The organism is Streptomyces sp. NPDC055099 (assembly GCF_053607685.1).
On sequence record NZ_JBSGUA010000007.1, the window covers coordinates 124,286 to 145,289 of the forward strand.

At 70.5% G+C, this 21,004-nt stretch carries 18 protein-coding genes; 6 read left to right on the top strand and 12 right to left on the bottom strand.

Translation table 11 applies throughout. The features are described 5' to 3' along the window. Positions 1-51: 51 nt before the first annotated feature. Positions 52-1,092 (bottom strand): alpha/beta fold hydrolase, encoded by a 1,041-nt coding sequence (locus tag ACWFRU_RS19385; RefSeq protein WP_453688500.1) that lies wholly within the window; start codon positions 1,090-1,092, stop codon positions 52-54. A 460-nt stretch (positions 1,093-1,552) separates the two neighbouring features. Here ACWFRU_RS19385 and ACWFRU_RS19390 point away from each other — a divergent pair, with 460 nt between their 5' ends. After that, positions 1,553-5,089, top strand: a complete 3,537-nt coding sequence (locus ACWFRU_RS19390; protein ID WP_453688502.1) for a ThuA domain-containing protein — start codon at positions 1,553-1,555, stop codon at positions 5,087-5,089. 106 nt (positions 5,090-5,195) lie between these two features. After that, the gene (locus ACWFRU_RS19395; RefSeq protein WP_453688884.1) at positions 5,196-6,014 is read left to right on the top strand and encodes a sugar phosphate isomerase/epimerase family protein; all 819 of its coding nucleotides are present in this window, start codon (positions 5,196-5,198) and stop codon (positions 6,012-6,014) included. Here ACWFRU_RS19395 and ACWFRU_RS19400 read toward each other — a convergent pair. The 5 genes from ACWFRU_RS19400 to ACWFRU_RS19420 form a co-directional block, all read right to left on the bottom strand. Beyond that, positions 6,008-6,580 carry an N-acetyltransferase family protein gene (locus tag ACWFRU_RS19400; protein WP_453688503.1) on the bottom strand — a complete coding sequence of 191 codons (573 nt, stop codon included), beginning with the start codon at positions 6,578-6,580 and terminating at the stop codon, positions 6,008-6,010. The genes ACWFRU_RS19395 and ACWFRU_RS19400 overlap by 7 nt on opposite strands. Beyond that, positions 6,577-7,158 carry a helix-turn-helix domain-containing protein gene (locus tag ACWFRU_RS19405; protein ID WP_453688505.1) on the bottom strand — a complete coding sequence of 194 codons (582 nt, stop codon included), beginning with the start codon at positions 7,156-7,158 and terminating at the stop codon, positions 6,577-6,579. Before ACWFRU_RS19405 ends, ACWFRU_RS19400 begins: the two co-directional genes overlap by 4 nt. A gap of 64 nt (positions 7,159-7,222) precedes the next feature. After that, entirely contained in the window at positions 7,223-8,071 is an 849-nt protein-coding gene (locus ACWFRU_RS19410) for an ABC transporter ATP-binding protein (protein WP_453688507.1), read from the bottom strand. 14 nt (positions 8,072-8,085) lie between these two features. Beyond that, entirely contained in the window at positions 8,086-9,114 is a 1,029-nt protein-coding gene (locus ACWFRU_RS19415) for an ABC transporter substrate-binding protein (RefSeq protein ID WP_453688886.1), read from the bottom strand. A gap of 101 nt (positions 9,115-9,215) precedes the next feature. Beyond that, complete coding sequence (locus ACWFRU_RS19420; protein WP_365815619.1) at positions 9,216-10,079, bottom strand: ABC transporter permease; 864 nt, start codon at positions 10,077-10,079, stop codon at positions 9,216-9,218. A gap of 395 nt (positions 10,080-10,474) precedes the next feature. Here ACWFRU_RS19420 and ACWFRU_RS19425 point away from each other — a divergent pair, with 395 nt between their 5' ends. Further along, positions 10,475-11,473 carry a LacI family DNA-binding transcriptional regulator gene (locus tag ACWFRU_RS19425; RefSeq protein ID WP_453688509.1) on the top strand — a complete coding sequence of 333 codons (999 nt, stop codon included), beginning with the start codon at positions 10,475-10,477 and terminating at the stop codon, positions 11,471-11,473. A gap of 4 nt (positions 11,474-11,477) precedes the next feature. Here the strand turns inward: ACWFRU_RS19425 and ACWFRU_RS19430 are convergent, their stop codons facing one another. Next, on the bottom strand, positions 11,478-12,404 hold the full coding sequence (locus ACWFRU_RS19430; protein ID WP_453688511.1) for a LysR family transcriptional regulator: 927 nt from the start codon (positions 12,402-12,404) through the stop codon (positions 11,478-11,480). 84 nt (positions 12,405-12,488) lie between these two features. Between ACWFRU_RS19430 and ACWFRU_RS19435 the strand changes: the two genes are divergently transcribed. The 3 genes from ACWFRU_RS19435 (at position 12,489) to ACWFRU_RS19445 (ending at position 15,473) form a co-directional block, all read left to right on the top strand. Next, complete coding sequence (locus ACWFRU_RS19435; protein WP_453688513.1) at positions 12,489-13,250, top strand: sulfite exporter TauE/SafE family protein; 762 nt, start codon at positions 12,489-12,491, stop codon at positions 13,248-13,250. Between the two features lie 170 nt (positions 13,251-13,420). Continuing rightward, positions 13,421-13,924 (top strand): hypothetical protein, encoded by a 504-nt coding sequence (locus ACWFRU_RS19440; protein WP_453688515.1) that lies wholly within the window; start codon positions 13,421-13,423, stop codon positions 13,922-13,924. 307 nt (positions 13,925-14,231) lie between these two features. Then, positions 14,232-15,473: an RICIN domain-containing protein gene (locus ACWFRU_RS19445; protein WP_453688517.1), complete on the top strand. Its 1,242-nt coding sequence runs from the start codon at positions 14,232-14,234 to the stop codon at positions 15,471-15,473. Positions 15,474-15,525: 52 nt separating this feature from the next. Here ACWFRU_RS19445 and ACWFRU_RS19450 read toward each other — a convergent pair whose 3' ends face one another. The 5 genes from ACWFRU_RS19450 to ACWFRU_RS19470 form a co-directional block, all read right to left on the bottom strand. Next, positions 15,526-16,440, bottom strand: a complete 915-nt coding sequence (locus ACWFRU_RS19450) for a LysR family transcriptional regulator (protein WP_453688519.1) — start codon at positions 16,438-16,440, stop codon at positions 15,526-15,528. 128 nt (positions 16,441-16,568) lie between these two features. Continuing rightward, positions 16,569-17,768, bottom strand: coding sequence for a glycine C-acetyltransferase (locus ACWFRU_RS19455; protein WP_453688521.1), 1,200 nt, complete (start codon positions 17,766-17,768; stop codon positions 16,569-16,571). A gap of 54 nt (positions 17,769-17,822) precedes the next feature. Continuing rightward, positions 17,823-18,851 (bottom strand): L-threonine 3-dehydrogenase, encoded by a 1,029-nt coding sequence (gene tdh, locus ACWFRU_RS19460; protein WP_453688523.1) that lies wholly within the window; start codon positions 18,849-18,851, stop codon positions 17,823-17,825. A 109-nt stretch (positions 18,852-18,960) separates the two neighbouring features. After that, positions 18,961-20,145, bottom strand: a complete 1,185-nt coding sequence (locus ACWFRU_RS19465; protein WP_453688525.1) for a Gfo/Idh/MocA family protein — start codon at positions 20,143-20,145, stop codon at positions 18,961-18,963. 337 nt (positions 20,146-20,482) lie between these two features. Next, entirely contained in the window at positions 20,483-20,773 is a 291-nt protein-coding gene (locus tag ACWFRU_RS19470; RefSeq protein WP_453688527.1) for a hypothetical protein, read from the bottom strand. Positions 20,774-21,004: the final 231 nt, after the last annotated feature.

Genomic DNA, 21,004 nt, shown 5'->3' on the forward strand with positions numbered 1-21,004 from the left:
CCGAGCCCACCAGCAGTGGCCCCGGAACCACCGACAGCCGCCCCGTAACCCTCACAGCACCCGCTTGTCCATCCAGGTCAACAGGTCCTCCTGCACCTCATCCCTGTTGGTCTCGTTGAGGATCTCGTGGCGCGCCCCCTCGTAGCCCCTCCAGGTGAGGTCGTCGAGGCCCACGTACCGGTAGTCCTCGACGAGTTCGTGGACCAGCGTCATGCCCTGGTTGCAGGGGTCCTCCGTGCCGACGGCGATGTGGACGGGCAGGTCGGCGGGGACCCGGGCGAGGTTCCGCGGGTCGTTCATCTTGCGCACGGCACGCACCCAGTCCAGGCAGAGCCCGGCGGAGAAGGGGAAGCCGCAGCGCTCGTCGGCGACGTACGCGTCCACCTCGGCCTCGTCACGCGAGAGCCATTCGAAGCCGGTGCGGTGCGGGTACGCGTCGTTGAAGGCGGCGAAGAGTTCGGGGAGGTAGGAGGAGAGCACCTCGCGGCCGCCCTCGGCGATCTCGCGCTCCAGACGGACGATCGACTCGTCGATCCCGACGCCGGGGAGCGAGCGGAACGTGCCGGAGAGGATCACGCCCGCGAGCCCGTCCGGGTACTCCTGCGCGTAATCCCTGGCCAGGTGCGAGCCCATGCTGTGGCCGAGCAGGAAGAGCGGGGTCCCGGGATGCAGGGTGCGTACCTGGTCGCCGATCGCCTTGAGGTCGTCGACGATGGCGCGCCAGCTGTCGAACTCGGAGGCGGGCCCGTCGGAAGGGCCGCCGGAAGGCCCCCCGGACCGCCCCTCGGACCTCCCCTCCGGCGGCTCGTCGGAGGACGAGCCCGTCACCCCGTACCCCCCGGTCGCCTGCGCCGTCGCGCCATGCCCCCGGTGGTCCGAGGCGATCACTCCGTAGCCGTGCTCCACCAGGTGGCGGGCGAACCGGTCGTAGCGCAGGGCGTGTTCGCCCGCCCCGTGCGCGATCTGCACGAAGGCACGCGGCCTGCCGCCGTCGGGCAGCCAGGTGTACGTGGCGACGGGGACGCCGTCCACCGCGTTCACGAGTCCGGCGGTGTACGCGGCGGGGGCGGGCGTCGAGGCGTGGTCAGGCATTGCGTGGGGCTCCCCTGTACGACATCTGGGACGGTTTTTTCTACGGCACTGGGACGGTTTTTTGTGCGGCATCTGGGACGGTTCTGGATCGGTTCCGGGCCGGCTTTCGCAGAGCTGCGCGCCTGCTGTTGAAACGCCCGCTCCCGAACGCCTGCCCCTGAAACCCTCCCCCGCACACGCGCCCTCATACCGCCCCGATACAACCGCCCCGCCTACGTACCGCTGCGTGACCCCCTCCTCACGCCAGGCCCTTCCGACCCATTGACCCCCCGTCAGGTCGGAACCTACGCTGAACACCGCGCGGGAGAAAGCGCTTTCTAACCCACACACCCCCGCACCCGCGCGCACCCCTCCCACACCCGCACCCTTCCCCCACCCGCACCCCTCACATTCACACTCACCGCACTCACCGCAAACCCGGCTACCGGCAGCCGTCCACCCGCCCAGCCCAGGGAGCGCCATGAGTTCCACGAGTCCCACCGTGCCCAGACGCGGCCCCACCGCATCGAGACCGGGCCCCACCACGCCGAGCCCCTGGCTCGCGCTCATCGCCCTGCTGGCCCTCATCATCGGCCTCGGGCTCACCGCCACGCCCCGCGCGGCCGCCGAGACGAAACCCCAGCCGCACCCCGCAGCCGAAGCCGACCCCTTCCGCGTCCTCGTCTTCTCCAAGGTCACGAACTTCCCCCACGACTCGATCCCCGCGGGCATCGAGGCCATCAAGAAGCTCGGCAGTGAGAACGGCTTCGAGGTCGAGGCCACCGACGACGCGGCGGCCTTCACCGACGCCAATCTCGCCCGCTTCCAGGCCATCGTCTTCAACAACACCAACTCCACCCCGGAGAAGGGCGACCTGCTCGACGCCGACCAGCGCGCGGCCTTCCAGAAGTACGTCCGCGGGGGCGGCGGCTGGGTCGGGCTACACGCGGCGTCCGCCAGCGAGCGGGACTGGTCGTGGTACGAGGGACTGGTCGGGGCGATCTTCGACAAGCACCCCGAGGTGCAGACCGGGCGCGTCAAGGTACTCGATCACGCGCACCCCTCCACGAAGGGTCTTCCGGAGCTCTGGGAGCGAACGGAGGAGTGGTACAACTGGCGCGCCAATCCGACGGGGAAGGTGCACACACTCGCGCAGGTCAAGGTGCGTGACGGTGTCACCGGGCTCGACGAGGGCGTCGACCAGCCGTGGTCCTGGTGCCAGAACTACGACGGCGGCCGTTCCTGGTACACCGCGGGCGGGCACGACAAGGCGGCCTACCAGGAAGAGAGTTTCCTCAAGCACATTCTCGGTGGCATCGAGTGGGCCGCGGGCAACAAGCCCGGCGACTGCACCGCCACCAAGACCGGTGCCTTCCAGCGCACGCCGCTCGCCACGAACGATCTGGCCGACCCCTTCGAGCTGGCCGTCGCGCCCGACCGCCGGGTGTTCTTCATCCAGCGCACCGGAAAGCTGAAGATCATCGACCAGGAGACGCTGAAGGTCTCCACGGCGCTCGACTTCGACTACACCCCCGAGATGACGAGCCAGTCGGACGGGCTGCTCGGCCTCGCGCTGGACCCGAAGTTCAAGGACAACCACTGGGTCTATCTCCTGAACTCGGACAAGAACGAGAAACGCATCAATCTCTCCCGCTTCACCGAAGCGGGCGGAAAGGTCGATCTGGCCACGGAGAAACGCATTCTGACCATTCCCACCTTCCGTGGCGAGGGCCGGGCGAACTCGCACATGGCGGGGTCGATCGCCTTCGACAAGAAGGGCGATCTGCATATCGCGACGGGTGACAACACCGATCCGTTCGCATCGGATGGATTCAGCCCGATCGACGAGCGCGAGGGCCGCCGCGCCTGGGACGCACAGGGCACCTCCGGCAATACGAACGACCTGCGGGGCAAGGTCCTGCGTGTCACGCCGAAGGACGACGGGACCTATTCCGTGCCGGAGGGCAACCTCTTCGCGCCGGGGACCGACAAGACCCGCCCCGAGATCTACGCCATGGGCATGCGCAACCCCTTCCGCATCACCACGGACCCGCTGAGCGGCGCCCTGCTGATGGCGGACTACGGGCCCGACGCGAAGAACGCCGTGGCCGACCGTGGCCCGGAGGGAACCGTCGAGTTCAACCGGATCACCAAGGCGGGCAATTACGGCTGGCCGTACTGCGTCGGCGACAACACCCCGTTCAACGACTACGACTTCGCGACGAAGAAGTCGGGCGCGAAATTCGACTGCGCGAAGATCGTGAACGATTCGCCGAACAACACGGGCCTGCGCGACCTGCCTCCGGCCCAGGGCGCGGATGTCTGGTACGCCTACTCCGCCTCGGAGAAGTTCCCCGAACTCGGCACGGGCGGCGGAGGCCCGATGAGCGGTCCCGTCTATGACTACGACGCCGCCAACACGTACAAGACGAAGTTCCCCGAGTACTTCGAGGGGAAGTGGTTCAACTACGAGCTGACGCGGCAGTGGTTCAAGGTCTTCTCGATGCAGGAGAAGGACCAGACGTTCACCGACCCGCGCTTCGAGCCCGCGAAGGCGGGCGACCTGCAGTCGATCAACTCCATTTTCGGCGACATGAAATGGAACCAGCCTTTCGACGCCGATTTCGGTCCTGACGGTGCGATGTACGTCATCGACTTCGGGCTCGGCAGCGGCACGGGCCGCGGCGGCGGCAACGAAGGCGCGGGCATCTACCGCATCGACTACGTGGCGGACGGACGGCTGCCCGACGCCCGCGTCACGGCCACTCCGGACAACGGCAGCACGCCCCTGGAGGTGAAGTTCTCCAGCGCGGGTTCGGGGCTGCCCGGCGGCAAGCCCGTCACCTACGCGTGGGACTTCGACGGCAACGGCACGACCGACTCGACCGAGGCCAACCCCACGCACACGTACACCCAGAAAGGGCAGTTCAGCGCGCGGCTCAAGGTCACCGGGCCGGACGAGCTGAGCAGCCTGGCCGTGCAGGAGATCACCGTCGGGAACACCCGGCCCGTGGTCAGCATCCAACAGCCGCCCAACGGCGGAACGTTCAGCTTCGGCGACACGATCCCGTTCAAGATCAAGGTGACGGACAAGGAGGACGGGAAGATCGACTGCAAGCGGGTCGTCGTCCAGTCCCAGCTCGGGCACGACACCCATCTGCATCCGCTGGACAACTACACCGGCTGCGCGGGCGAGATCGTGACGGACGCCGGCGACAGCCACGGTCCCGGTCAGAACCTGTACTACGGGATCACGGCCCAGTACGAGGACAAGGGCGCGTCCGGTGCGCCGGCCCTGACGGGGTCCTCCTCGCTGACGCTGCGGACCTCCTTCCGGGAGGGCGAGCACCGTACCGCCACGGGTGGCGCGCACGGCGGGGTGGACATCGGTGACCGCGCGGACGCGTCCGGCGGCAAGCGGCTCATCGAGATCGAGGACGGCGACTGGGTCTCCTTCGACCCGGTGAACCTCAAGGGCGTCGACTCCGTGACGGTGGGCGCGGCTTCGGCCGGGCTCGGCGGTGACATCGAGTTCCGCGCCGGCTCTCCCACAGGCGAGCTGCTCGGCAAGGTGAGCGTGCCGAACACCGGTGGCTGGGGCAACTTCATCTCGCCGACCGCCCAACTGGCCGACCACGACGGCACGACGAAGCTGTACGCCGTCTTCACCAACCCCGAGTGGACGTCCGAGAAGGCCGATCTCCTGACGCTCGACTGGCTGCACTTCAACGGTCCCGGCGTCGAGAAGAAGACCGGTGCGAAGGTGACGGTCAAGGCGGCTCCGGCCGACGGCACCGCGCCTCTCGCCGTCAAGCTCACGAGCACGGTGAAGCTCCCCGCGGGCCGCACGGCGGCCTCGTACCACTGGGACTTCGGCGACAACGTCAAGCCGACCGGCACGGAGAGCGCCACCGCCGAGCACACGTACGCCCGCCAGGGCCCGTACACGGCGCATCTGACCGTCACGGACGACAAGGGCGACACGACGACCGGCGCTGTCCGGATCACGGCGAAGTGAAGGGCCGGCCATGACATCCCTGAAGAGAACCGGTCCGAACGGGACCAGCCGTAGCGGGTCGGGGTCCAGCCTCAACGGGACCAGACGCGCCTTTCTCGGTACGTCGCTGGGGCTCGCGGCAGCGGTCGGTACCGCGCTGCCCGCGCGCGCGAGTGACGCGTCACGGTGCCGGCGCATCCCGCGCGGCGGGATCGGCATGCACCTCTACACGATGCGTGACGCCCTCGCGCGGGACTTCGCGGGCACGCTGGAGCAGCTGGCCGACATCGGCTACGCGACGGTGGGCGTGAGCGGCAGGCACGGGAACAGCGCGGCCGGCATCCGGCGGATGCTCGACGCGGTGGACCTGCGCGCGGTCCTCGAACACGTCTCGTACGACACCCTCAAGGGCAGTGGTCTCCCGCAGGCGCTGGAGGATCTGCACACCCTCGGCGCGAAGTGGCCGGTGGTGCCGAGTCTGCCCGGCGCGCTGCACACGCCGGACGGATTCCGGGAGGCCGCACGGCAGTTCAACCGCATCGGGCAGGCGTCACGTGACGCCGGGCTCGGTCCGGTGCTCTTCCACAACCACGGCTCGGACCATGTGGTGGTGGACGGCACGAGCCTGTACGACATCCTCGTCACCGAGACCGATCCGCATCTGGTCGGCTTCGAACTGGACGTGTACTGGGCGGCGAAGGGCGGCGCCGATCCGGCGACGTACTTCGTGCGGCACCGGCGGCGCTTCCCCGCGCTCCATGTGAAGGACATGGCAGCGGACGGCGGCTTCGCCGACGTCGGCTCGGGGACGCTGGACTTCGCCGCGATGTTCGACGACGCGCAGGCGGGCGGCGTCAAGCAGTGGCTGGTGGAGCACGACAGCCCCGCCGACGCGTTCGCCACGGCGCGCAACAGTTACGCGTATCTGGCCGCGCTGCGCTACTGATGCGCCGGCTCCGGCCGGGGTACGTCCGAACCGGCCACCTTCTTGAAGAAGAGGGTGGTCGGATGGAGTACCCCGGCCGGATCGGCCGCGTAGTCGGGAATGACACCGGCAGCCGTCCAACCGCCGTGCCGGTAAAGGGACTCGGCGGGGCTGCCGGTCTCCGTGTCCAGGACCAGGAGACTGACGCCCGCGTCGGCCGCCGCCTGTTCCGCCGCGGCCAGGAGGGTGCGGGCGAGGCCCCGACCGCGTGCGGCACGATGGACCATCAGCTTGAGGATCTCGGCGCGATGCCTGCCGTTGGGCTTGTCCACGAAGCCAACACTGACGGTGCCGGTGACCCGCTCGCCGTCACGCGCCACCCAGATCGCGAGCCGTCCCCCGGCCACCGCGGGGGTCAGGCCCCGCCACCAGTCGGCGGCGGCCGTCCTGTCCAGGGGCGCGAGGAAGCCTAGGGACGATCCGCCGTCCACGACATCGACGAGCAGGTCCGCCAAGTCGTCCGCCGCATGGTGGAGTTGGTCGGCACTGAGGCGCGTCGGCGCCGAGGCCGCCCGCCCGGTGCTCATCGCGCGACCACCACCAGGGCGTACCGCACGGCCCGCTCCCCGACGCAACGGAACCGCGTCGGCCCCCACAGCCGGAAGCGCAGGCAGTCCCCCGCCTCCAGGGCATGCTTCTCGCCCTGGACGGTCACCTCAAGGCCGCCGTCGAGCACCCAGATGTGCTGCTCGAGCCCGGGTACGGGAGGCCGGTCGTACGCCACGTCGGCGCCCGGTTCCAGTAGGCCCTCGACGAGTTCGGCGCGCAGCCCGGCGTGCGGCGGCGACACCGACCGGCGCACGAAGCCGGAGGCGCCGTCGGTCCACACGCGCTGCTCGGCGGCGCGCACCAGTTGCGCGGGCTCGGCCTCCACCTCGCTCAGGAGCTGCGACATGGTGCGTCCGTAAACGGCACAGAGCCGGTTCAGGAGGGACGCGGTGGGACTGATCTCCGCGCGTTCGGCCCGCGACAGGGTGGAGCGGCTCACGCCGCTGCGGTCCGCCAGATCTCCCAGGGACCAGCCGCGTTCCGCCCGCAGTTCGGCGAGGCGGGCGGCGAGCCGTTCGTCGACCCCGTCGTGTTCCACACTTGACTCACGTTCCATATTCGGCACGCTATCCCGAATATGAGACGCGCGCCAACCCCCGCCCGGCTCCGTGGCGAAGGCCTCACTCGTGCGCGGACACCGCCCCCAGCAACTCGCGGATGCGCCCGGTGGCCTCGGTGAACTCGGCCGTCGCCAGCGTCGTCGCGTACGACCGCTCCACGGGAAGGCCGACGTCGATGATCTCCTCCACCGTGCCGGGGCGCGGACTCATCACGACCACGCGATCCGCCAGATAGACGGCCTCCGGGATCGAGTGGGTCACCAGGAGCACCGTGGTCCCGGTCTCGCGCCAGATCCGGTTCAGCTCGACGTTCATCTGCTCGCGCGTGAGCGCGTCGAGTGCTCCGAAGGGCTCGTCCATGAGCAGCACCGGAGGCTCGTGCAGCAGCGCCCGGCAGAGCGCGACACGCTGCTGCATGCCTCCGGAGAGCTCGTGCGGATAGGCGTCCTCGAACCCGCCGAGTCCGGTCATGCGGATCAACTCATCGGCACGCGCGCGTGCCTCGGCTCCCGGGATTCCCCGCATCTCCGCCTGGAGGAGGATGTTGCGGCGCGCCGTGCGCCAGTCCAGGAGGGCGGCACGCTGGAAGACGTATCCGATGTCGCGGCGCGGCCCACGCACCCGCTCGCCGCCGAGGAGCACATCGCCCGACGAAGGCGCGAGCAGCCCCGCGACCAGCTTCAGGAGCGTGGACTTGCCGCAGCCCGACGGCCCGACGATCGCCACGAACTCGCCCGCGCCGACCTTCAGCGAGACGTCCCGCAACGCCGTGACGTCCTTCTTCTTCGTACGGAAGCGGACGGCGACGTCATCGAGGCGTACCGCGGTCGGCCGCGCGTCTGCCTTCGCCGTCTCCCCCACCGTCGCGCGTGGCTCGTCGCTCGTCTTGAGCGTCGCGTCCTTCGCCATCGCCCTGCCGCCCCTCAGCCCTTGATTCCCTTGGCCGCGTCCCAGTACTCGGCGACGGGCTTGGCTTTCTTGACCATGCCCGCCTCGGAGAAGACGTCGATGGTCTGCTGCCAGTCCGCCTCGGTGTTGGCGCCCGGCGCCTTGCCCTGTGTCGCGTCGGTGTGCAGCAGGGTCAGCGTCGTCTTGAACTGCTCGGACAGGACGTCCTTGGGCGGCAGTTGCTCGGAGGCGCCCTCCATCGAGGCGACCGCGGGTTCCGGGCTCTTCTCGGCGGCGGCCCACGACTCGCTCACCGCGGCGGTCATGCGCTTGGCCAGATCGCCCCTGCCCTGGAGGGTCTTGGGCCCGGCGATGAGGCCGTTGGAGTAGAAGTTCAGGCCGTTCTCGGAGAAGCGCAGATACGAGACGCCCTTCTTGGCCTTGTTCTGCATGGTGGGGCCCTGGTCGCTCGCGTATCCGAGCAGCGCGTCCGTCTTGCCGGAGATCACCGCGGCGATCTTGCCCGCCGGGTCGGTGTTCTGGACGTTGACGTCGGACAGTTCCATGTCGTTCTTCTCCAGGAAGATCGGGAACGTCTTGGTGAGCGCGTCGCCCGCCGTGCCCGCGATCGTCTTGCCCTTGAGGTCGGCGGGCGACTTGATGCCCTGGGCCTCGAAGTACTGCACCGAGGCGGGCGTCGTCTGCAGGAAGACACCCAGGCTCTTCACCTTCACGCCCTGGTCCACGCCCGCGAGCACCGCGGGCGTGTCCGCCCAGCCGAAGTCGGTCTGCCCGGCGCCGGTGGCCTGCACGGTCTTCTGCGACCCCTGGCCCGCCCTGATCTCCACGTCGATGCCGTGCTTCTCGAAGATCTTCTGCTGCTTGCCGTAGTAGAACGGCGCGTGTTCGCCGTACGGATACCAGTTGAGCGTCAGCGTCACCTTGTCGAGCTTCTTGCCTGAGTCGCTGGTGCTCGTCTTGTCGTCGTCGCCGCCACAGGCCGTCGCGGTCACCGCGACGAGGGCCAGGGGGACGATGCCGGTGAGCAGTCTGCGCGCGTGCATGGGACGGCCCTTCTCGCGTACGTCGAACATTCGGACATGGCGGGGTGGGTGCGCCGGCACCGCGGGGTGGGTCTCGGTAGGCCGTGGGGCCCTGGTGGGTCTCAGTAGGCCGTGGTGGCGGCCACGTCCCTGCGGCTCGCGTGCCACGGGAGCAGCAGCTTCTCGGCGATCTCGACGAGCACGAAGAGGACGACGCCGATCAGCGACATGACGAGCAGGCCCGCGAAGAGCATCGGGGTGTCGAGGTTTCCGTTGGCCTGGAGGATCACATATCCGAGGCCTTCGTTCGCGCCGACGAACTCGCCCACGACGGCGCCGGTCACGGCGAGCGTGACGGCCACCTTCAGGCCGGAGAAGAGGTGCGGCAGCGACGCCGGAAAGCGGATCTTGAGGAAGGTCTGCCAGGGCCGCGCGCCCATGGTGGCGGAGAGCTGGAGCATCTCCGGGTCGACGGCTTTCAGTCCGGTCACCATCGAGATGACCACGGGGAAGAAGGCGATGAGTACGGCGATGAGGATCTTCGGTGCGATGCCGAAGCCGAGCCAGACGACGAACAGCGGGGCGATCGCGATCTTCGGTACGACCTGGGCGAAGAGGAGGATCGGGTAGAGCGTCTTCTCGACGGTCGTCGAATAGACCATGAGGACCGCGGCGAGGACGCCGACGACCACGGCGATGACGAAGCCGAGCAGGGTCTCGTAGGTGGTGACCCAGGTGTGCTGCCACAGGTAGTCGGGCTTGTCGAGGATCACGTCGAAGGTCGCGCCCGGCGAGGGCACGAGATACGCCTCGACCATCTCGGTGGCGGCGATCAGCCACCAGACGCCGAAGCAGACGAGCAGCAGGACGAGCGGACGCCAGCTCTTCTCGGCCGCTTCTGCGAGGCGTTGACGGGGGGTGGGGCGGCTGCGGTCGACAACGCCCGCCGTTTTCACGGGAGTTGCCTGCAGTGCGCTCTGGCTCACGGTGAACTCCCCTGGCGTGCAGCGGTGACGTGAGGTGGTAGGTGCGGCAGTACGTGCGGTGGTACGTGGGTACGTGCGGTGGCAGGTGAGACGGTGATGCGGAAACCGCTTTCAGAAAGCGCTTTCTGATAAGGTGTCCGCCACGCTAATGACTGGCTGACCGCAGGGTCAATAGGTCGGCTCGAAGTTTCGCGGCGCGAGACGAGGGGGGCGCGGTGCGGGCACCAGGGCGCGAGCAGGGGTCTGGAACTGGCCGGCGGCAAGGGCCAACCCAGGCGCGGGGACAGGCACAGAGGCAGGCACAGGGGCAGGCGCAGGGGCAGGAACCGCGAGCCCCTGCCGCGCCCGCGCCAGGGCGGGGACGTGAGCGCGGGCGGCACGTCACCCTCCACGCGGTGGCCCGCACCGCCGGGGTCTCGCCGGCCACCGCGTCCCGGGCCCTGAACGGCACCACGCGCGTACGCGAGGACCTGCGGCGCAGGGTGCTCGAAGCGGCGGACCTACTGGGATACATCCCCAACGCCCATGCGCAGGCGCTCGCCAGTTCCTCGAACAACACCGTCGGCGTCATCTGTCACGACGTCGGCGACCCGTACTTCGCGGCCATCGCCAGCGGGGTGATGGCCGCGGCGGCCGAGCAGGACGTGCTGGTCATGCTGGCCAGCACCTTCCGCGCACCGGCACGGGAGATCGCGTACGTCTCGATGCTGCGGGCGCAACGGGCCCGCGCGATTCTCCTGATCGGCTCGGGCTTCCAGGACCCCGCGTGGGAGCGGGCGTTGCAGTCGGAGCTCGCGCCCTACATGCGTGACGGGGGCCGTGTCGCCGTGGTCAGCCGACACCGCAGCCTTCGCGTGGACACCGTGCAGCCTGAGAACCGGGCGGGGGCCGGAGCGCTGGCGCGGGCTCTACTGGCCCTGGGCCACCGGGAGTTCGCCGTCCTCACCGGCCCCGAGCGCCTCACCACGGTCGCGGACCGCCTGGCCGGTTTCCGCGAGGCACTGGCCGACGCAGGAGTCGCCCTCCCCCCGGAGCGGGTGGTCGAGGGCGCCTTCACCCGTGACGGCGGTCATGCGGCCGCGGTCGAACTGCTGCGCCGTGGAGAGCGCCCGACGTGCGTCTTCGCGGTGACGGACGTGATGGCCGTGGGGGCGTTGGGCGCGCTGCGGGAGCGGGGGCTCCGGGTGCCGGACGACGTGTCGCTCGCGGGCTTCGACGACATCCCTCTCATCGGCGAACTCACGCCCCCGCTGACCACGGTGGCGCTGCCGCTGACCCGCATGGGCCGTGACGTACTGGCCCTCGCCCTCCGCGAACGAGGCGCGAGGTCGCGGGTGGAGCGGGTGAGGGGCGAGGTGGTGTTGCGGGCCAGCACGGCACGGCCCACGAGCTGAGGGTTCAGGAGGGCGGGAGGGGCGGGAGGGCACGCCTGGGTTCGGCATGCGACGCCCTGCGCAGATGCTCGGCCAGGGACTCGACGGCGGGGGAAGCCGGGCCCGTTTTGGCGCCCCAGGCCAGCAAGTGGTGTCGGCGGGCCCAAGCGTCCTGCAAGTCGCATACGTCCAGGGGCTGGGAGGGGTCGATCACTCGGCGGGGGACTATGGCGAGGCCGACGCCCGCCGCCGCGAGGGCCACCAGGACGTTGAGGTCGGCGACCGTCGTGCGGTAGCGCACGACCGGTGCGTGGGGGCCCACATGCCTCTCGATCCAGCGGCGCAGCGAGGCGTCGGCGTCGAGGCCGACGAGGGGGTGCTCAGCCGCCTCGCTGTAGGTCAGGGACGTACGGCCTGCGAGGATCCCGCCCGCCTGGCCGACCACCACCAGGGAGTCGTCGCCGAGGGGCTCCATCGCCAGACCGCAGTCGCGCGCCTCGTCGTCCAGGACGATTCCCAGGTCCGCCGCGCCATCGGCCAGCATCCGCACGATCTGCGGCGTGCGGTTCTCGAAGACGCGGACGTCGACATCCGGGTGGGCCCGGAGGAACGAGACCAGGGCTCGCGGCACGAGCCGGTGCACCGCCGAGCCGCCGCCCAGCAGGGTCAGGGGCGCGGTCGGGGATCTCGTATAGCTCGCGACCGCGCTCTCCAGACGGACGGTCTGGGCCAGGACCTCGCGCGCGTGCCGGGCCAGCGTGGTCCCCGCCGGGGTCGGACGCACGCCTCTCCGACCCCGGATCAGCAGGGCCACACCGGCCTGCTGTTCCAGCGAGCGGACCCTCGCGCTGGCCGACGGCAGGCTCAGGTGCATGCGGCGCGCGCCCGCCGTGATCGACCCCTCCGTCACGATGCCGAGGAACAGCCGCAGGTCGTCCAGGTCATAGCGCACCCTCGTGAGCCTATGGCACAGCCTTAGGCTGGGTACACCGATAACGCATTGTGGGCCCACCGCTCACAGGGCGATGCTCGGCAGGTGGCAGAACTACTCCTCGTGCTGGTGGCAGGCGTCGCGGCCGGAGCGCTGAACTCCGTCGGCGGCGGAGGCACGTTCGTCGCGCTGCCCGCTCTGGTGGCGGTCGGCCTGTCCCCCGTGACGGCGAACGCGTCGTCGACCATCGCCCTCGTACCCGGAGCCGTGGCCAGTGGATGGGTCTACCGACGCGAACTCACCCCGCTCGGAACGACATCGACGAAGGCGCTGACGGCGGTCAGCGTGGTCGGGGGCGGGCTCGGCGCCGCCCTGCTCCTCACCCTGCCCGCAGCCTCGTTCGATGCCGCGGTGCCCTGGCTGCTCGCGTTCGCCACGCTGGTTCTCGCCTTCGGTCGCCGCCTCTCGCGCGCACTGGGCGGCGCGCTCGGCCGCGAGCTCGGCATCAGCTCCCGGGCCGTTCTGATCAGCCAGTTCCTCCTCGCCCTGTACGGCGGATACTTCGGCGGGGCCGTAGGCATCATGATGTTCGCCCTGTGGGGCATCGGCCTCGGACTCGACACCGCGGTGAGCAATCCGATGCGGGTCACGCAGATCGCGGCCATCAATCTCAGCGCGACCGCCCTGCTCCTCGTCGCCTCCGACGCGCTGCGCAATCCGCTCGTCCTCGCCACGATGTTCGGCGGCGCGCTGGCCGGCGGTTTCACCGGAGCCCACTTCGCGCGCCACCTCTCCGACCGGCTGCTGCGCGCCATCATCCTGACCACCGCCGTGTCGATGACCCTCCTCTACTTCGTGCGCGGCTGAGGCGGGCAGACCGACATGGACAGCCCACACTCCGATGCCGCCACCTCGCCGCACGAGGAACCGCCGCACGAGCAACTGCCCTACGAGCAACCGCCGTACACGCGAACGCCGTTCACGCGATCGCCGTTCACGGACGCGGCACGCGCTCGGCTGGCGATGGCGTACGAAGCGTGCGAGCTGGCCGAGATCGCGCGCGCGACCGTGCCCGTCGGTGCGCACGAACTGCGCCCGACGGCACCACGCACTCCCCCGGCTCGGCGCTCGCCGGCGCCGCCCACGTGCTGCGCACCGCGCGGCGCTTCTTCGAGGCCGCCGCCGTGTACGAGCGGCTCGGCGGGGCGAGCTGGCAGGTCATCGGTGACGTCCTGGGCGTGGACGCGGCGACGGCGCGGGCGCGCTTCATGGCGGCCGAGTCGTGCTTCCGTGAGGAACTGCGCGCTCGCGAGTCGGCACCGGCACCGGCCCCGGCTTCGGCCCCGGCCCCGGCCCCGGCCCCGGCCCCGGCCCCAAAAAGTTCCACCCAGACGGAGTGGTGGTGGGATTACGTTGCAGCCAATCCGCTGGAAGCCGCCCGCGACCTCGACGACTGGGTCCTGCGCCACGCGGACGGGGAGGCGGAAGGAGACGGGGACGGGGGCCTCGGCGCCACGCCGGTCTCCGGCGGCCTGACGTGAAGCACGGCCACCCCGGCCGTAAGTCGGTCCGCCCGCGCCACAGCAGCACCTGACGCTGCGTCACAGGCAAGAACCGGACTGCCCCTCTCCACGACCCCTCGCCCCCACCCGGCATCCCGTCAACAGGTCCGCCACCACGCACAGTTGACGCCACCTGGGCCGATTCCCTTGCACCCACCCCCGCCAACTCCCCTTGATTGAGGGGTAAATAGCAGCCGAAATCCGCCCGTATCGGCAATCGGGCACAGCTCCTACTCTGTGAGGCGCACACGCGGGGGATCACTGTCCGTCTTCCACGGAGGTTGCAATGTCTGCGTTGTCCGAGGGGATCTACCTGCTCAAGAACGAGGCGAGCGGGCTGTACGCGGGAGTGCAGGGGGCCAAGACCGCTCAGAGCGCCCCGGTCGTGCAGCAGGAGCTGCACCCGCAAGGAACCGCCCGGCACAGCCAGTTGTGGCATCTGCGGCCCAGCGCCGCCAAGGAGGGCGCCTGGACGCTGCAGAGCGTGCACAGCACCATGCGCATGGACATCATGACCGGCCGTGGCCGCGCGGGCTCTCCGGTCCAGCAGTGCCCGGCCGAGACCCGGCAGGATCTGCTGGAGTCCCAGTTGTGGCGGCCGGTCGCGTCCGGCGACGACCGGTACACGCTGGTCAACGTGAACAGCGGCCACCTGCTGTCCGTCGAGGACGACAGCAACATGCCGGACGTGGCCCTGGAACAGGCGGCCAAGCCCTCCGCGGGAGCCCGCATCGCCCAGCAGTGGCGCCTGGAGCGGGTGCCGAGCCGCGGCGAGACCACGGCGTTCGACGCGCTGACGGCCACCGTGGTCTCCGCCGGCGGCGGCATCCTCGGCTCGGTCCTCGGCTCCCTGAGCGGCGCGGCCAAGCAGGCGCTCGACGCGGGCGGCGGGATCTTCGAGGCGGCGGCCAAGTCGATCCCGGACAGCGACGCGCCCTACGTACGCTTCGAGGGCTTCCGCCGCGACGAGTTCATCCGCTTCTCCAAGCGGCGCGGCATCGAGGCAGGGCCACGAAAGATCGCCGAACAGTTCCCGCACCTGCCCAAGCCCTTCCGGGACGGCTTCGACGCCGTGGGCCCGGCCGCCAAGCGCAGCGGTCACACCTATCTGGGCTTCACGCGGGACCAGGCCATCGAGTTCTCCGAGAAGGGCCACGGTCCCGTCCACGACGCGGAGGCCATGCTGCACCCCGGCCTCGTACAGGCAGTCGGCGAGCTGTGCGACGTCACCGGCTTCGGCACCGAGCGCGGCAGGCTCGTGATCTTCGGCCGCAAGGACAGCGTCACCATGGACCCCACCAAGGTGGATCTGGCACGCGGTTCGTCCCACCAGCAGTTCCTGCTGACGGCCGCACCCGACTCCTTCGGATTCGGACCGGACGCGGCGGCCACGGCCGTATCGGACTCCACGGCACACTACTTCCTGACCAAGGGCGACGAGTTCGTCGTCGTCTCCGAGGACAAGCTCATCCAGGGCCCTGCCAGGCTGACCGAGGCCTACCCGTTCCTCGACGGCCTCTGGATGTAAGGGTGTAGCGCCCGGTCCCGTCGGCCCCACCGCCGGCGGGACCTTGCCGCGCCTAAGCCGTGAGGTCGGCTCCCGCCGCCTCCCCCAGCGCGTCGAGCACCGGACGGATCAGCGGATGCTCCTCCGCACCGCACCGCACCGCCGCGAAGACCCGGCGGGTGGGAGCGACGCCCTCCACCGGGCGGATCACCACCCCCGAGACATCCATGCCCCGCAGCGCCGAGCGGGGCACGAGCGCCACGCCCGCCCCCGCCGACGCCAGGGCGACCACCGCGCGGAAGTCGTCCGACCAGTGTTCGAGCGGGGGCTGGAAGCCCGCCGCCTCGCAGGCGAGTATCACCACGTCATGGCAGGGGTTGCCGGCGAACGGCCCGATCCACGCGTCCTTGGCGAGCTCCGCGAGCGGCACCCGCTCCGCCGCCGCCAGGCGATGTGTCTCGGGGAGCACCGCGTCGAAGGGCTCGGCGTAGAGCGGGACGCGCGTCAGCCGCGGGTCGTCCGCGCCCGGGGCGCCCCGGTACTCCACCGCCACGGCGACATCCACCTGCCGGTCGAGGACCATCGGCAGGCTCGCGTCGCCCTCCGCGTCCTGGACCCGCACCCGGATGCCGGGCGCGACGGTCGAAAGGCGTGCCAGGGCCGGGCCCACGACCAGGCCGATCCCCGTGGCGAAGGACGCCACGGTCACCGTCCCCGCCGCGCCCGAGCTGTACGCGGCGAGCTCCGCCTCGGCCCGCTCGAGCTGGGCGAGGACCGCGTTCGTGTGGGCGAGCAGGATCTCGCCCGCCGGGGTCAGACTGACCCCGCGGGCGCCCCGCTCGACCAGGCGGTGGCCCGTCTCCTGCTCCAGGGCGGTCAGCTGCTGGGAGACCGCGGACGGCGTGAGATAGAGCGCGGCGGCAGCGGCCGTGACCGTGCGGTGGTCGGCCACCGCACGGAGGATGTGCAGCCGCCGCGCTTCGATCATGGGGTCGATTGTCCCGCACCACGGGGCCCATCGACACCACTGGTCCGGCCAACCCCCTCGGTCACCCGAGGGGCCCCGGACACGCCACCCGAGGGCGCCCCCCAGTCACCCGAGGGCTCCGGACACCGTCAGGCGTCCAGCTCCGCCCGGGCCGCCACGAACGCGTCCACCGCGCGGTTCACGTCCTCCGTGGAGTGCGCGGCCGACAGCTGGACACGGATACGGGCCGCGCCCTGCGGCACCACCGGGTACGAGAAGCCGATCACGTACACGCCGCGCTCCAGGAGCAGCTCGGCCATGCGGCCCGCGACCGAGGCGTCGCCGATCATCACCGGGGCGATCGCGTGGTCGCCCGGCAGGATGTCGAAGCCCTCCTCGGTCATCCGCGAGCGGAAGAGCGCCGTGTTCGCGGCGAGCCGCTCGCGCAGGTCGCCCGCCGACTCCAGGAGGTCGATGACCTTGAGCGAGGCCGCGGCGATGACCGGGGCGAGCGTGTTCGAGAAGAGGTACGGGCGCGAGCGCTGGCGCAGGAGCGCGACGATCTCCGCGCGGGCGGCGACATAGCCGCCGGAGGCGCCGCCGAGCGCCTTGCCGAGGGTGCCCGTGATGATGTCGACGCGGTCCATGACGCCGTGCAGCTCGGGCGTGCCGCGTCCGCCGGGGCCGACGAAGCCGACGGCGTGCGAGTCGTCGACCATCACCATGGCGTCGTAGCGCTCGGCGAGGTCGCAGATCTCCCGCAGCGGGGCGACGTACCCGTCCATGGAGAAGACGCCGTCGGTGACGATGAGCTTCCGGCGGGCGCCGCCCTCGGAGGCCTCCTTGAGCTGCTGCTCCAGGTCCGCCATGTCGCGGTTGGCGTACCGGAAGCGGCGCGCCTTGCTCAGCCGGATGCCGTCGATGATCGAGGCGTGGTTGAGGGCGTCGGAGATGACCGCGTCCTCGGCGCCGAGCAGCGTCTCGAAGACTCCGCCGTTGGCGTCGAAGCAGGACGAGTAGAGGATCGTGTCCTCCTGGCCGAGGAACGCGGAGAGGCGTCCCTCCAGCTCCTTGTGCACCTCCTGCGTGCCGCAGATGAAGCGCACGGACGCCATGCCGTAGCCCCAGCGGTCCAGGGCATCGTGCGCGGCGGCGATCACCTCGGGGTGGTCGGCGAGGCCGAGGTAGTTGTTCGCGCAGAAGTTGAGGACCTCACCGGGGCGGCCTCCCGCGGTGACGGCGACCGTGGCGGACTGCGGGGTGCCGATGACGCGCTCGGGCTTGTGCAGTCCGGCGGCGCGGATCTCGTCGAGGGTGGTGCGCAGGTCGTCGCGTACGGAGTCGAACATGCTGGGTTCCTTCGGCAGCTGAGGCAGGGGCGGCAGGTCGGATGGGGGCAGGGATCAGGCGGTCCAGTCGAGGATGACCTTGCCGCCGCGGCCGCTCGCCGCGTCGTCGAAGGCCGCCTCGAAGTCGCGGTGGCCATAGCGTCCCGTGATCACCGGGGCGAGGTCGAGGCCGCCTTCGAGCAGCACGGACATGGAGTACCAGGTCTCGAACATCTCGCGGCCGTAGATGCCCTTGATCGTGATCATGGAGGTGACGATCCGGGACCAGTCGACGGCGAACTCCTCGGCCGGCAGACCGAGCATGGCGATCTTGCCGCCGTGGGTCATGTTGGCGAGCATGTCGCGCATCGCGACGGGGTTGCCGGACATCTCCAGGCCGACGTCGAAGCCCTCGCGCAGGCCGAGCTCGCGCTGTCCCTCGGTGATCGAGGTCTCGGCGACGTTCAGCGCCAGGCTCGCGCCGACCTTGCGGGCGAGCTCCAGGCGCTCCTCGCTGACGTCGGTGACGACGACGTTGCGGGCGCCCGCGTGCCGGGCCACGGCCGCGGCCATCAAACCGATCGGTCCCGCCCCGGTGATCAGCACGTCCTCGCCGACCAGCGGGAAGGACAGCGCGGTGTGCACCGCGTTGCCGAACGGGTCGAAGATCGCGGCGACATCGAGGTCCACGGGCACGCGGTGCACCCACACGTTCGAGGCGGGCAGCGCGACGTACTCCGCGAACGCCCCGTCCCTGCCGACACCGAGGCCCACCGTGGCGCGGCACAGGTGGCGGCGGCCCGCCTGACAGTTGCGGCACTTGCCGCAGACCAGGTGGCCCTCGCCGCTGACCCGGTCGCCGACCTTGATGTCGGCGACGTCACGGCCGGTCTCCACGACCTCGCCGACGAACTCGTGTCCGACGACCAGCGGCGCCTCGATCGCCTGCTGCGCCCAGCCGTCCCAGGCCCGGATGTGCAGATCGGTCCCGCAGATCCCGGTGCGCAGCACCTTGATCAGGACGTCCCCGTGGCCGATGACCGGCTCCGGTACGTCCATCAGCCGGAGACCCGGCTCCGCCTTCTCCTTGACCAGCGCCTTCAACGCAACGGCTCCTGTCGTACGTCGCTTCTTCCCCCGACGACACAGGAATCTTCCCTACGGCGGCGCCCTGGTCCATCGAGGATTTCTTAAGCGCCGCCGCAGCTTTCCTTCAGGCCCGCGTCTGGCCCCGCTCGAAATAGGCGATCAGCTCCGGGTCGAGCTCGGGCACCTCACGCGGCGTACCCCCGTCGCGCAGCGACTGCGTGGCGCGCACGCCCGCCGCCACCGCCATCCGGGCCGCGACGGGCGAGGTGTCGGTGCGCCCTCCCTCGCGCACGAACCGTACGAACTCGTCGATGAGCAGCGGGTCGGAGCCGCCGTGTCCGCCCTCGTCCTGCTCGTCCGGCACCGCGTACTCGGCGTCGGCCTCGGGGCGGTAGGCCGAGCGGCGCGCGTTCCAGACCTTCACCACCCCGCCGGGACCGTCGCCGAAGTTCTCCAGGCGGCCCGCGTCACCGATGACGGTGTAGTTGCGCCAGTAGTCGGGCGTGAAGTGGCACTGCTGGTAGGAGGCCAACACCCCGTTGTCGAGGCGCATGTTGACCAGGGAGACGTCCTCGACGTCGATGACGGGATTGAGGTCGCGCTGGGTATGCGGCGGCCAGTGGCCGTCCTTGGTGTACCAGTCGTCCGTCTTGGGTTCGCCCGGCTCGCGGCGCGGGTTGTCCCCGTAGACCATGAGGTCGCCCAGGGCCTGCACCCGGCGGGTGTAGCCGTCGGCGAGCCAGTGCAGGACGTCGATGTCGTGGGCGGCCTTTTGGAGCAACAGACCGGTGGTGTGCCGCCGTTCGGCGTGCCAGTCCTTGAAGTACCAGTCACCTCCGTAGGCGACGAAGTGGCGAACCCAGACCGTCTTGACCCGGCCGATCTCGCCACGCCCGATGATGTCGCGCATCAGCCTGACCACGGGCATGTGGCGCATGTTGTGGCCTACGTAGAGGCGCGTTCCCGTCTCGTACGCGGTCCGCAGGATCTCGTCACAGGCTTCGATGCCGATGTCGAGGGGCTTCTCCACGAAGACGGGCTTCTTCTCGCGCAGCGCCTCGCAGGCGAGCCGCGCGTGCGTGTGGTCGGGGGTGAGGATCACGACGGCGTCGACGTCCGGGTCCTCGACGACCTTGCGGTGGTCGGTGGATATCAGGGCGCCGGGAAAGGCCACGGCCGCCTCCGTCCGTGCGGTGGCGTCGTGGTCGGCGAGCGCGGTGACGCGGGAGCCCGCGCCTGGCCTGTGTGCGGTGCGGGCGAGCGAGCCGCGAAGGCCGTAGCCGAGGACGCCGAGACGGAGGTCGGTCATGGTGTGCCTTTCCGTGCCAATACCTGTGCACAAGTACCTGTGCCGGTGCGGGTGTTGCCCACGGGCGTTGTCGCCTATGTACGTGCAGGGTGCACGAGTACGTGGGCGAGCGCCACGGCCCCCGTGCCGGCGAGCTTGCCCCTTCCACTCACGGCACGGGCCGCGTCGCGGGCGGCCTGCGGAGTGCAGGGACGGGCGGCGGTGCAGGACTCTCCCGAGCCGTTCGGGGCCGCATGGATGATCTTGGGGCCCGGGGCGGCCCGGGCCACGCCCTGTGGGGCGATGACGGCCCCGAGAGCGGCGACGGCCACAGCCGCGGCGGTGAAGCGCGGGCGCCTCACTTCGCGACGCCCCAGTCCGGGTGGCCCGGCATGGGCGGGTTGTCGAGCTCGAACAGCCAGCGGTTGAGGAAGGTGCCGACCGAGGCGTCGCCGGTGACCTCGACGTCGTAGCCGCCGTTGCCGAGCGTCGGGAACAGCGGGTCGCCGACGCCGTCCGCTCCCGGGGACGGGTCGAAGGGCGCGGCGTGGGCGGGGAGGGCGAGCGCGAGAGTGGCGGCCGTGGCCGCCGTCACCGTCGCGGCACGGAGCGTGCGAGCACGTACGGATCGGGTCCTGTTCTCAGCCATGGGGTGGCAACGTAGTAATCGCTTACTGTCTCCGTCAACACCCCGGAGGTCATCCGGCTGGCCCCGACCGCGCCTGCTGCACAACCCGGCCAGGACAGAAAGAACAGAGAAAGATGCCGGGCCTCTTGCCCTCGCATAGCAAACGCTTACATGCTGTCGCGGAATCCCTCACGCCGCTCACGCTGCTCACGCCCCTCACTCCCCCACACCCCGATGCCCCGACGCCTCACG